Annotated in this window: 8 protein-coding genes; 3 read left to right on the top strand and 5 right to left on the bottom strand. The window is 66.7% G+C overall.

Annotation, left to right across the window (positions count from 1 at the left end; genetic code table 11):
* Nucleotides 1-17: 17 nt before the first annotated feature.
* On the bottom strand, nt 18-353 hold the full coding sequence (locus AC6RV7_RS20415) for a hypothetical protein (protein ID WP_500096056.1): 336 nt from the start codon (nt 351-353) through the stop codon (nt 18-20).
* Here AC6RV7_RS20415 and AC6RV7_RS20410 point away from each other — a divergent pair.
* Entirely contained in the window at nt 342-1,007 is a 666-nt protein-coding gene (locus AC6RV7_RS20410) for a hypothetical protein (RefSeq protein ID WP_500096055.1), read from the top strand. The two genes, AC6RV7_RS20415 and AC6RV7_RS20410, sit on opposite strands and share 12 nt — an antisense overlap.
* Nucleotide 1,008: 1 nt before the next feature.
* On the opposite strand, the gene AC6RV7_RS20405 is transcribed toward AC6RV7_RS20410, so the two are convergent.
* Nucleotides 1,009-1,509, bottom strand: coding sequence for a peroxiredoxin (locus AC6RV7_RS20405; RefSeq protein WP_500096054.1), 501 nt, complete (start codon nt 1,507-1,509; stop codon nt 1,009-1,011).
* A gap of 217 nt (nt 1,510-1,726) precedes the next feature.
* Here AC6RV7_RS20405 and AC6RV7_RS20400 point away from each other — a divergent pair, with 217 nt between their 5' ends.
* On the top strand, nt 1,727-2,386 hold the full coding sequence (locus AC6RV7_RS20400) for a hypothetical protein (protein WP_500096053.1): 660 nt from the start codon (nt 1,727-1,729) through the stop codon (nt 2,384-2,386).
* 98 nt (nt 2,387-2,484) lie between these two features.
* Here AC6RV7_RS20400 and AC6RV7_RS20395 read toward each other — a convergent pair whose 3' ends face one another.
* Both AC6RV7_RS20395 and AC6RV7_RS20390 read right to left on the bottom strand, forming a co-directional pair.
* On the bottom strand, nt 2,485-2,985 hold the full coding sequence (locus AC6RV7_RS20395; protein WP_500096052.1) for a paraquat-inducible protein A: 501 nt from the start codon (nt 2,983-2,985) through the stop codon (nt 2,485-2,487).
* A gap of 84 nt (nt 2,986-3,069) precedes the next feature.
* Entirely contained in the window at nt 3,070-4,710 is a 1,641-nt protein-coding gene (locus AC6RV7_RS20390) for a mucoidy inhibitor MuiA family protein (protein ID WP_500096051.1), read from the bottom strand.
* 301 nt (nt 4,711-5,011) lie between these two features.
* Here AC6RV7_RS20390 and AC6RV7_RS20385 point away from each other — a divergent pair, with 301 nt between their 5' ends.
* Nucleotides 5,012-10,969: a putative Ig domain-containing protein gene (locus AC6RV7_RS20385; RefSeq protein ID WP_500096050.1), complete on the top strand. Its 5,958-nt coding sequence runs from the start codon at nt 5,012-5,014 to the stop codon at nt 10,967-10,969.
* 77 nt (nt 10,970-11,046) lie between these two features.
* Here the strand turns inward: AC6RV7_RS20385 and AC6RV7_RS20380 are convergent, their stop codons facing one another.
* On the bottom strand, nt 11,047-12,555 hold the full coding sequence (locus AC6RV7_RS20380; RefSeq protein ID WP_500096049.1) for a sialate O-acetylesterase: 1,509 nt from the start codon (nt 12,553-12,555) through the stop codon (nt 11,047-11,049).
* Nucleotide 12,556 lies beyond the last annotated feature (1 nt).

The raw sequence follows: 12,556 nt of genomic DNA, 5'->3' as shown, positions 1-12,556 counted from the left end.
CGGCTGCGAATAACATGTCAGCAGAAATCCTTTGCCAAGGCCTCGTGCGCTGCTGACGGTGCGGCCATGGCGGACCCATGCACGATCCCTTCACCGGACAACTCACCCGCATCCGCGGGCGCGCGCTCCCGGGCCGGGACGAGCGAGCCGCTCTTCAACACGATCACGAGCGACGACTGGCGGCGCTCGCTCGCCTCGGCGCGGCGGCAGCCGAATGCGGTCTCCGCGCAGATTCGGACCGCGATCTCGTCCTCCTTGCCGAAGACGAAGTAAGCCTGCTGGAAGGCGCCGGCGGCGAATGGGCTGCGCTCGGCGATGCAATCCGTGCGTGGCGTCACATCGTGCCGCTGCAACCCTTGGAGGCCTTCGGGTTTCCTGCCGACACCGACAATCCGCTCGAGGAACCGAATGCCCGGCTGCGCCGGATTGGCGGCGGGGTCGAGGCGTGGGCGTTCGCGGCGGATGACGGATCCGTTTACAAATTCTACCTTCCGCGTGAGGAGAAGCGGATCGGCAGCGTGTTCGGCTTTCGGCCCGGCGACGAGGCGGCGTTGCTGGCGCAGGCGCAGCTCGGGGATTACCGCGGGCTGCTGGAGAAACTATGGCTGATCCATGCGCTCGGCGGCATGGCGACAGAGATCGTGGCCGTCACGCCGGAAGGAATTGTGGTCGCAAAGCAAACGCTCGGCGACCCGCTGCCCCAAGGCGACGACACTTCGGGATCGCTGCCGCCGGAGTTGATCGAAATCCCGTCACGCTTCCTGCGCGCAAACCGGGATCACCCGCGGCTGTTGTTCCACGGTGGCGCCGCGTGGCTCATCGCCGATCTGCACGCGCGCAATTTCGTGCGCGCGATCGATGGCGAATTGCGCGTGATCGATCTCGTCGCGGCGCCGTGGCCCGCGAGCGAGACGCGGCGTCATCCGTTGATCGGCGAGTGGCTGGTGCGGGTGCGCGCGGATCCGCACGCCGGGCTGCTGCCCGCCGCGGCGGACGACGAGCTGTAGCTCAGCCCTTTTGCTGATCGAGGACCTTCAACACGTCCGCCGCCTGCTGGTCGGTGGCCGCGTGATAATCGGTCCAGATCACCTGGCCGTCCTTGATGAGATAAGCCTGGCGCTGGGCGAGGCTGGTCGCGGCGATGTGGGGCACGCCGAAAGCGTTCATGACCTCGCTCTTCTCGTCGGCGATCAGGGTGAACGGCAGGTGGTATTTTTCCTTGAAGGCCTTTTGCGCAGCGACGTCGTCATGGCTCACGCCGATCACGGCCACGCCTTTTTTCGTCAGGGCTTCGTAGGAATCGCGCAGCGAACAGCCCTGCTTCGTGCAGCCGGGGGTGTCCGCCTTGGGGTAGAAGTAAACGAGGGTGTAGGGATGTTTTTGATACACCTCGGCGAAATTCAGCTTTTCGCCGGTCTCGGTGATGCCGGAGATTTGCGGGGCGGGGTCGCCCACGCGGACCGGGTCGCTGCGGCCAAAGGCGGTCAGCAGGGAGGAGAGGAAGGTCATGGCAAGAAACGTGCACGTGCGGATTTTCATCGGCTGCAACGGAAGCCAAGGCAGCGATTTCCGCAAGCGCGCCGGCTGGCGGAGGGCCGGCGAAAGTTCCAGAAAAATCGCGTGTAGGTAAAAAAATAATACGAGGAACTTTCGTGGGACGGATGGTCATACTCACCCCGCTTGCTCCGGCCAGCCGGCCGGGGCGGGCGGACCTAAGACACCAAACATGAAACAGACAACTACCTCCAAGAAGTTCATCTTGGCCGCGGCGATTTCGCTCGGCCTGGTTTCCGCGGCGGTCGCGCAGAGCGCGAACGTGGCGGTGCCGAATCCGGCCGAGGCGGACACGGCCGTCGTCAGCGGCCAGCTCGGCACGCGCTACACCGAGGTCGCCTACAAGTTCATCAACTTGAAGGGCCCGGACAACGCGCACGGCTTTGCCCTCAATTACAACCAGCCGCTGTCGGCCGGTTTCGATTTCACGGCCAGCTACGACTGGGCCAAGGCCGATCTCGGCGCGTTTGACGCCAAGGTGCAGGATCTCGAAGTGGGCGTGAAGGCCTTCTCGAACTACTCCTTTGCCAAGCCCTACGTGCTCGCCGCGGTCGGCTGGGAGTGGCAGAAGGTCGCGACGTTCCGCGACGACTCGTTCACCTACAAGGTGGGCGTCGGCGCGGAGTTCGAAGTCGCGCCCGCGTTCGTCATCACGCCGTTCGTGAACTTCGTCCGCGCGACCGACTTCAACGCGAGCGAGTTCGAGATCGGGGCGAAGGCCACGTATCGTTTCAACGAGTCGTGGAGCGCCATGGTTCGCGGCCAGTATGAGTCCGTCCGTCACGACGCCGACACCACCGAGTGGGCGGCCGGCGTGATCTACCGCTTCTAACGCGGTCGCGGCCCTGCGGGCCGCGTTCGGCTCAGTGCAATCATTGTTCAGCCACGGCGCTCCGGCGCCGTGGCTTTTCCCGTTTGGCAACGGCGAAGTCAGTCCGCCCTCAACGTGCGTGCGACCAATCCGGATACAAGCTGCGTCGTGACGACCGAGGCCGTGAACAGATACAGCCCGACCCCGATCTGGAGGTCGGCCACGCCGGCGGATTTCATCGCGACCACCAGGATCGCGACCACGAACACGTCGAGCATCGACCATTTCCCGAGCTGTTCGACGCGGGCGTGCAGCCGTTGCAAGGCTTCGTCACCGCGACGGCGGCGGCGCCAGATCGCACCGAGCAGCCCGAGTTTCATCACGGGAAACACCAGCGTGAAAAGCGTGAGCACGACGAAAAGAAAGTATTCGCCTTCCTGAAACAAGGTCGCGATGCCGCCCACGACGGAGATCGCATCGTGAAACAGCCAGAACTTCGTGACGTGGAAAAACGGGAAGAAGACGCCCGCGAGAAAGCAGAGCGCAGCGCCGGCCAGCAGCCACGGCACATGACGAGGGTTGGCAACGGAGTCTGCGGCGGAGGACGAGGCGGACGGCATGGCCCATCGAGCTGACAGCTCGGGGCGGAGCCGGCAAAAGCAAAGCGGCGCGCCGCGAAACTCCGGCGCGCCCGGCGCGTTCGTTTACTCGAGGCCGGTGACCGGCAGATCCACGGGATGCTCGACGCTGAACTTGACCGGCAGTTCGCGTTTTTCGCCCGGTTTCAGTTCCAGCGTCCACTTCAGGAGGCCGGCGCTGTCGGGCTTGAGCTGGCGCTCGTCGGGTGCGAGTTGCCGGACGACGATCTTTTCGTGACGCGAGACCGGGATCTGGTCCGTGACGACGATCGTCTCCGCGGTGCGCTTGTGGTTCTGCACGGTGATCGTGCTGTCGTAGGTGATGCGCTTGCTCTTGGTCACGAGGCCGGTGTCCTCGACGAAGCGGTTGTTCAGCGTGCGCTTGATCGCGATGCCGTCGTCGACGCCGAGTGCGAGTTCGAACTTTTCCGCCGGCATGACGGTGCGGAGATGACTTGTTGCCACGAAGGTGTCGTCGAGAAACGCGTTCATCAAACCGGCGAGCAGCGGATAGTCGGACGCGTTGGCGACTTCGGCGGTGAGGAAGGCGCTCGGCTGGAGTTTCGGCGTGGTGGCATAGCGTGGGGCCGCGGCGAGCCGGAGCTGCGCGATCGGTTGTTTCTGCTCGGCGTTGTCGCTTGGCACGGTGGCGGGCGTGGCGATCGCGAAGGTCGCGCTGGTGGCCTGCGTCTGCACCTGCGCTTCGGCCAGGTTCGCGGAAATATAGTTGTCCGCCGCCGCGCCGCCCGCGCTGGAAACTTTCGCCGCGAACTGCGCGAGTGCCACGCGTTCCCGCGCTTCCTGCGCGCGCGCCAGCGGCCGGACTTCCTGTTGCTGCACAATCCACGGCGAGAGCTCCGGAGCGGCACCGCCGAGCGAGGGACGGGCGGTCGAAAGCGTGAGGGCGACGTTGTTCCAGTCCTCGCCGGTGTTTTGGCGGACGAGTCCGAAGTAGCCCAGTTGCACGAGCCGGTCACCGGCGTTGACGCGGGCGTCGTAGCTCGGACGCCAGGCAGCGCCGGGGACCGTGTAGCGCAGCGTGAGCTCGAAGGAGCCGGCCGCGGCGGCCGCGAGGCGGACTGTCACCACTTTGTAATTACGGCCGCGCTGGCCGCGGAGTTCGCCGAGTTGTTTTTCCAGTGCGCTACGACGGGCCTGCAGGTCTTCGCGGTTCTGGTCGATGGTTTGCAATTCCGCCGCGATCGCGCCGAGCCGCTCCTCGGAAAACGAGAGCAGTTTCGCCCAGGTTTCCGGGAGCACGACGACATCGCCCGACTTTTCCGCCGGACTGGTCGTGGCGATCTGGATCTTCAACACATACTCCCGCTGCTGGTTGAGGACGTTCATGCGGTCGGAGAGCGTGCGATCCTGGCGATTCACTTGCCGGAGCTCGTCTTCGAGCGCCTTCACGCGTTCGTTGGGCGTGAAATCCACGAACGCCGTGCGCGCGCCGACATCCAGCAACGTTGCGGCCGTCGCCCCGCGTCCGCTCACCTGCAGCGACTCCTCGAGCAGGGTGGCGGGGAGGCGGTCGAACACCGCCTCGATCACGCCTTCGCCGGGAAAGGCGAGTTGCGCGGTGCGGGTGACCACCGCGCGGTCGGCGTAGACGGTGACGGCGGTGATGCGGGAATCGGGGGTGAGCGGCGCGGCCGTGAGGCGCGCGCAAACGCTGACGACGAACGCAAGCAGGAGGGGAGTTTTCATCGCGAGGTGACGAGGAGGTTGCACAGCTCCTCCAACGCGCCAATCCGCGATTCGTTAGCGCGCATCGGCGCCGGGTGGCGTGCGCCGCCGGACTGAATTTGCCGGAACTTCGAGAAATCGGCGCGACACTAACTCCGCCCGTGAGACGTCCCCTCGATCGTTTTCCAGCGCCGGGCGGCCGGAGGCTTGCCTTGGGACCCGCAGGAGGCTTGTCATAGACCCCCTTTTCGCGGACAAACGCTGGCTTTTCGCGGCAAGCTTCTCCCTTCCACTTCCGTCTTTACCAATCAGCTCCCCTCAAATGCCCATTGCTTCTGCCTTCCGGTTGGTGCTGCGCTTCGTCGGCATCGCGCTTGTCGCCTCTCTCACGCCGTCGTTGCTGGCCCAAACCGGTTCGCCCGTGGTGGACGGTTTCGATCCCAACGTAAACGGCAACGTCTACGCGGTCGCGATCCAGCCTGACGGCAAGATCCTCGTCGCCGGCGAATTCGGGCTGGTGCAGCCCAATGGCTCCGTCCCCGGCGTCCCGCGCAACCGCATCGCCCGCCTGCTCGCCGACGGCCGCGTGGATTATTCGTTCTCCTCCGACGTCAACGGCCAGATCAACGCCCTCGCGGTCCAGCCCGACGGACGTATCGTGATCGGCGGCGCGTTCACCGCGGTCAACGGCACCACGCTGAACCGTCTCGCGCGGCTGAATGCCGACGGCTCGCCCGACACCAGTTTCAATCCGAATCTCACCGGCGGCCTGACGCCTGAGGTGCGCGCGCTCGCGCTGCAACCCAACGGCCAGATCGTCGTCGGCGGCGGGTTCACCACCGTTCAAGCCAACGGCGCCACGGCGCCGACGACGCGCAACCGTATCGCGCGGTTCAACGCCGACGGTTCGCTCGACGCGGCTTTTAATCCCAACGCGAACGGCCTCGTGCTCTCGCTCGCCGTCGAGCCCGACGGCCAGATCCTCGTGGGCGGCGGTTTCACCAGCGTCCAGCCCAACGGCGCCGCGACCGCCACCACCCGCAACCGCATCGCCCGGCTCAACAGCGACGGCACCGTCGATACGACGTTCGACCCCAACGCCGACAACGCCGTCTCCGCGATCCAGGTGCTCCCCGACGGCATGATCCTCATCGGCGGCACCTTCAAAACGCTGAAGCCGAACGGCACCTCCACCGCCGTCACGACCAATGTCTCGCGGCTCGCGCGGCTGAAGGCCAACGGCGAGGTCGATACCACTTTCTACGGCAACGTCGACGGCCAGGTTTACACGATCCAGGCGCTGCCGGATGGAAACATCCTCGTCGGCGGCGCGTTCGCCTCGCTCGGAGGCGGCAGCCGCGCGTATTTCGGACGCCTGCTGCCGAACGGCAGCCTCGACACGAGCTTCACGGGCGGCGCGAATTTTGTCGTTTACGGGTCGGCCCTGCAGACGGACGGCTCGCTCGTCGTGGGCGGCGGCTTCACGACCTTCCGCGGCAACGGCGCCAACGCCGTCGTTCGCAATCACGTTGCCCGCGTCCTGCCCAACGGCGCCCTCGATGTCGATTTCCGCCCCGATCTCAACGGACGCTTGCGGTCCGTCGCCGTCCAGTCCGACGGCCAGATCCTGATCGGCGGCACGTTCACCAGCCTCGGCGGCTCCACGCGCCAGGGCTTCGGTCGGCTCAAGGCCAACGGCACGCTCGACACCGCGTTCAAGCCCGAGGTCAACGGGCTCGTCACCGTGTCCGCGCAGCAGGCGGACGGGAAATTGCTGATTGCAGGTTCGTTCAGCCGCGTGAACGGCGTCACGCGCGGGAATATCGCCCGCCTCAATAGCGACGGCACGCTGGACACGGCCTTCGATCCGGCGACGGATTCGGCGATCTCGGCCGTCCTGCCGCTGAGCGACGGCAAGATTCTCATCGGCGGCGCGTTCGGCTCCGTCCGTCCGACCGGCTCGACCGACTACACCAACCGTCCCTACATCGCGCGGCTGAATGCCGATGGCACGATCGACACGAGTTTCGACCTCGGTCTGAACGGCGCCATCTCCGCCCTCGCCTTGCAGGGCGACGGCAAGATCGTGATCGCGGGTCAGTTCACCGGGCTGCTGCCGCACGGCGCCAACCGCAGCGAGTCCCGCCTCTCGATCGCGCGGATCAATCCGGATGCGACGCTCGACACCACCTTCAACCCGACGATCAACGGCACGTTGATCGCGGTGCTCATCCAATCCGACGGCAAGATCGTGGTCGGTGGTCAGTTCGCGCAGCTCGCGCCCAATGGCAGCACCACGATTTACGACCGGCAGAATCTCGTGCGACTGAATGCCGACGGCACGCTCGATGCCGGCTTCGATCCGCATCCCAACGACATCGTCCTCACGCTCGCGCAGCAGTCCGACAGCAAGCTCGTCGTGGGCGGTCGCTTCACGACCCTCGATCCCGGCGTCGCAGGCACCCCGGTCACCCGCAATTACGTCGCGCGGCTCGATACCGACGGCAAGGTCGACACCGGCTTCGATCTGCAACTTGACCAAAGTCCCGGCAACCTGGTCGCCAGCGTTGTCGCCCTGCCCAACAATCAACTTCTGGTCGGCGGTGCGTTCACCGCCCTGAAGACCGGCGGCACGCCCGTTTACCGCAACCGCCTCGCGCGGGTAAATGGTGATGGTTCCGTGGATACGAGCTTCGATGCCGACACCGGCGCGTCGGCCGGCGCTCCGGTCGAAGTGGTCACCGTCCAGTCGGACGGCCGCGTCCTCGCCGCCGGCACCTTCGCGGCCTTCGGCGGCACGAACGGCCAGAACTTCGCCCGGTTCAATCTCGACAGCACGCCGGACACGACCTTCGCACCGACCCTCAACGGCCCGGTTTACGCATTGGGCCAGCAGCTGACCAAGGGTGAGGCGGTCTCGACGCCGAAAACCGGCTTCGCCTGGCTCCAGAACAACGGCCAGCTGAAGAGCTTCACCTTCCCGTCCGACGTCACCGTCGTATCGGTTCGCACCGTGGCCGTGCAGGCTGACGGCAAGGTGCTGATTGCCGGCAGCTTCACGGTCGGCAGCAGCTCGGTCCGCACCAACCTGCTGCGTTTCCAGCCGGACGGATCCCTCGACACCGGCTTTGCCATCAACGACCTGAACGACGCCGACGAAATCGACGACACCGCGGCCGAGGTCTATGTCATTCAGCCGCTGAGCGACGGCAAGATCCTCATCGGCGGCGCCTTCCTCTCGATCGGCACCACGGCTCGCGCGAACCTCGCGCGCCTGAACAGCGACGGCTCGCTCGACACGTCGTTCACGGTCGTGACCAACAGCACGGTCCTGGCGATCGCCGTCCAGTCCGATAACAAGATCCTCATCGGCGGCGGCTTCACGACGGCGCAGGTGAGCGGCGCGAACACCAGCACGGCCCGCAGCTACCTGGCGCGGATCAACACCGACAGCACGGTGGACAACGATTTCAATCCCAGCCCGAACGCCAGCGTGCAGGCCATCCAGACGCTCGCTGACGGAAAGATCCTGATCGGCGGTCAGTTCACGAAGCTGTCGCCCAACGGCGCGAGCACCGCGACGGACCGGAACTACGTCGCGCTCCTGGAATCGAACGGCACGCTGAACGCGAAGGACTTCGCGGCCAACGGCGTGGTCGGCGACTTCCTGGTCCACGGCGATGGCAAGGTCGTTTTCTCCGGCTCGTTCACCAGCTTCCTGGGGCAGACGCGAAACTTCCTCGCCCGCACGGACGCGAGCTTCGCGCTCGACACCGCGTTCAATCCGAATCCCAACAGCAGCGTCTTTTCGATGGCGCTCGACGCCAGCGGCAAGATCCTCATCGCGGGCGTGTTCACCGGCCTGCAGCCGAACAGCACGACTTACGATCCGGCGCTCGCCACGCCGCGCAGCCGGGCCGCCCGGCTGAATGCCGACGGCACCGTCGATCCCACTTTCAATCCGAGCTTCGACGGCCAGGTCAGCGGCCTCGTGCCGGCGCCCGACAACACCATCGTTGCCTACGGCGGTTTCACCACGATCCAGCCCACCGGCGCGCTGGTCGTCGGCGGCAGCTTCAGCCTCATCAACGGCGTGTCGGTGAACAACCTCGCGCTGCTCAGCCGCGACGGTTCCGTGAGCTCCACCTTCCTGCCGAATCCGAACGGCGCGATCTACGCGGTCGTCCCGCTCACCGACGGACGCCTCCTCGTCGGCGGCGCGTTCACGTCGCTCGCCGGCCAGACGCGCAACCGCCTCGCGCGCTTCCTGGCGGACGACAGCCTCGACACGGCCTTCAACCCCGACTTCAACGGCGTCGTTCGCGCGGTCGTCGTGCAGCCGGACGGAAAGATCCTGGTGGGCGGCGCGTTCACCAGCGTCGGCGGCGCGGGCCGTTCGTATCTCGCCCGGCTCAACAGTAACGGTTCGCTGGATACGTCGTTCGCTCCCGCGGTCAGCGGCGAAGTCGGCACCGTGGCACTGCAGCCCGACGGCCGCGTGCTCTTCACCTATGCCACCGCCGGCTCGGCAAACGTCCTCGCCCGCGTCAACGCCGACGGTTCCGCCGATTCCGGCTTCAATCCGGCCAACAATAATCGCGTCAACGCCATCGGCGTCCAGGCGTCCGGCCACATCGTGGTTGGCGGCAGCTTCACCACGATCGGCGGCGGCTCGCGCAGCAATTTCGCCCGCCTCAACGCGAACGGCACGCTCGACACCAGCGTCAACGTGACGCCCGACGGCACCGTCACCGCGCTCTCGATTCAGCCCGACGGCAAGATCCTCATCGGCGGGACTTTCGCGAAGGTCGACGGCCTGCCGCGTCTTGGCATCGCGCGCATCGCGGCGCCGACCGCCGTCTCGCAGAGCCTCACGCTCTCGGCCGATCGCAGCACGCTGACCTGGACCCGTTCCGGCGGCGCTGCTGCGCTTTACGGCGCGCTGTTCGAAACCTCGACCGACAACGCCACCTGGACCACGATCGGCGAAGGCACGCGGACGTCCGGCAGCGCCACTTGGAAACTCCAGAATCCGTCGCTGCCGAACCAGAACCGCATCTTCGTCCGCGCCCGCGGCGTCACCGCGGTCGGGCCGAACAGCTCCAATGGCGTTGTGCTCGCGCAGACCCAGTTCTACCTGGATTCGCTGAACACCACGCAACCGCCCGTGTTCACCAGCTCCGAAGTCGTCGGCGGCTCGTCCGGCGCGACCTTCTCGTTCGCCCTCGGCGCGTCCGGCCAGCCGACGAGCTACTCCGCGACGGGTCTCCCGGCCGGCTTGAGCCTCAATGCCGCGACCGGCGTCATCTCCGGCACGCCGACGCAGACGGGCTCCTTTGTCGTGACCGTGACCGCCACCAATGCCGGCGGCACGACGACGGGCACGTTGACCATCATCGTGTCCGCCGCGCCGCAGAACGACACCGGCACGAGCAAGCTGGTGAACGTCTCGATCAACGGCCAGGTGACCGCGACCGATCCCATCATCGCCGGTTTCGTCGTGGGTGGAAAGACCTCGAAGAAGGTGCTGCTGCGCGCGGTCGGTCCCACGCTCGGGGATTATGGCGTGGCCAACTGCCTCGCGGAACCACGGCTCCAGCTCAAGGCCTCCGATGGTTCGGTGATCGAGCAGAATTCCGGCTGGGCCGACAACGCCACGCTTGCCGCCGAATTCACGCGCCTCGGCGCCGGTCCGCTGAAGGCCGGCAGCAAGGATGCCGCGCTGATCGTCACGCTCGATCCGGGCGTCTACACGATTCACGTCGCCTCCGCCAACGGCGCGAGCGGCTACGCGGTGGCGGAGGTCTACGACGCCAGCGACGATTTCGATCCGGCCTGGCCCCGACTCGTGAACCTCTCCGGCCGCAGCCTCGTCAACGATTCCGGCACCGTCGTCACCGGCGGTTTCGTGATCCACGGCAAGTCCGCGCGTCGCGTGCTCATCCGCGGCACGGGTCCGGGCATCCGGATCGCGGGCTCGCTGGCCGATCCGGTCCTGCGGCTCTATCGCACCGGCTCGCCGACCAGCACGTTGATCGCGACGAATGACAACTGGGGCACGCCGGTCACGCTTGATCCGACCTATCCGTCCGTCACCGCGCCGCAGATTGCGGCGGCGGCGACTGCGGCGGGCGCCGGGGCGTTCGACACGGGCAGCCTCGACGCGGCGTTGGTCGTGACGCTCGCGCCGGGCGTCTACACCGCGCAGGTCGGCCGCAACGGCTCGGGAACGGGTAGCGCGATGGTCGAGATCTACGAACTCGATCTGCCGACGCCGTAAGCTCGCAGCGACAGCCGATAGTCAGCGATCGCTTTTCCGGGGCGGGTCTCAGACCCGCCCCTTTTTGTTTTCCGCGTTTACCAGTCGTCCGAGCGAAACGGCGCGGCAGGCAGCCCGGCGCCGTTGAAGAGGTTCGCCGGCGGGTTGTTCATCCACGCGTAGCGCACGGCCACGGGCTCCTTCACTTCCGGCGACGAGACGATCAGCGTGTTGCCGTCGATCTTCGCCGTGGCCGGCCGGAAAACCTTGTCGGGCCCGGCGAGCTCGAGCGACTGCACCGGCCGCCCATGTGCCACGAGGCCGGTCATGGCGTGGCGGAAACGCACGCGCATCGTCGCGCCTTCGCGTGTTGCTTTTTCGAATACAGGGCCGGACGGGTCGGCGGTGACGCCGTAGAGCTCCGATTTCGCGATCAGCGCCAGCCGGCGACCGACCTCCATTTTCCGGGTCGGATGAATGTTGTCCGCCTCGCCGAGATCGATCGTCACCGCCATGCCGGTGGCCGGGAGCGCGAGCGCCGCCGCCTGCGCTTCGCGCAGTCGCGCCCAGCCGCGGGCGGTGGCGTCGTTATCGGCGTAGTTCGGCAGTTGCACGAAATAGAAGGGCAGGGCGTCGTCGCCCCAGTTCTCGCGCCAATTGCGGATCAACGCGGAGAAAAGGGCGGCGTAATCCTGCGGGCGGCTCGCGTTCGACTCGCCTTGATACCACAGGATGCCGCGGATCGCGGCGGGTTGCAGCGGCGCGATCATGGCATTGAACAAACCGCCGGGGCACGACGGCGAGTCGGGCGTCGCCGGCGGCGGCGGCCAGGCCAGCGGGTTTTTCGTTTTCGTGGCGTTCGCCTGTTCCTCGGCCTTCTGCCACGCGGCCATCTCTTCGGGATAACGCGCCACGCGTTCCGGCGGCCACTCGGCCATTGCCTGCTGCCAGCGCGCGGCGATCGCGTCGCCGAGTCCGCTGTCGGCGCGGGCGCGCTCGCTCATCCACGACTCGATCGCGGTGCCGCCCCACGTGCTGTTGACGATGCCGATCGGGATGCCGAATCGGCGGTGGAGGTCGCGGGCGAAGAAGTAGGCCACGGCGCTGAAGTCGCCGACGTTGTCCTTTGTCGCCGCGCGCCAGCCGCGCGTCGGCACGGTGTCGGCGGGCGCGCCGGCCACGGCGCGCTCGATCTTCAACTCACGCACGAGCGGCAGATCGACGGCGCCGACTCGCTGCTCGTCGTCACGCACCCGCGAGACGGGCCATTCCATGTTCGACTGGCCGGACGCGAGCCAGACTTCGCCGACGAGGACGTCGCGCAACGCGATCGTTTCGCGGCCGGCGACGATCAGGTCGGCGCCTTCGGCGGACGGTGCGAGCGGCTCCAGATAAACGATCCACCGGCCGTCGGCACCGGCAACCGCGTTTACGGACTGATCCCGAAATGTGACCGTGATGCGCTCGCCGGGCGCGGCGCGGCCCCAGATCGGAACGGGTTTGTCGCATTGCAGGATCGCGTGGTCGCCGAACACCGGTGCGAGGACGATTTCGGCGAATGCGGCGGGTGAAAGCATCAGGCAGGCGAGAAGGACCCGGAGTTGCATG

This window comes from Opitutus sp. sgz309028 (assembly GCF_059821195.1).
This window is presented reverse-complemented; position numbering and strand designations above follow the sequence as displayed.

Excerpts from the sequence above, each read along its gene's own strand:
- AC6RV7_RS20405 (WP_500096054.1), bottom strand. The coding sequence starts at position 1,509 with ATGACCTTCCTCTCCTCCCTGCTGACCGCCTTTGGCCGCAGCGACCCG.
- AC6RV7_RS20400 (WP_500096053.1), top strand. The coding sequence starts at position 1,727 with ATGAAACAGACAACTACCTCCAAGAAGTTCATCTTGGCCGCGGCGATT.
- AC6RV7_RS20395 (WP_500096052.1), bottom strand. The coding sequence starts at position 2,985 with ATGCCGTCCGCCTCGTCCTCCGCCGCAGACTCCGTTGCCAACCCTCGT.
- AC6RV7_RS20390 (WP_500096051.1), bottom strand. The coding sequence starts at position 4,710 with ATGAAAACTCCCCTCCTGCTTGCGTTCGTCGTCAGCGTTTGCGCGCGC.
- AC6RV7_RS20385 (WP_500096050.1), top strand. The coding sequence starts at position 5,012 with ATGCCCATTGCTTCTGCCTTCCGGTTGGTGCTGCGCTTCGTCGGCATC.
- AC6RV7_RS20380 (WP_500096049.1), bottom strand. The coding sequence starts at position 12,555 with ATGCAACTCCGGGTCCTTCTCGCCTGCCTGATGCTTTCACCCGCCGCA.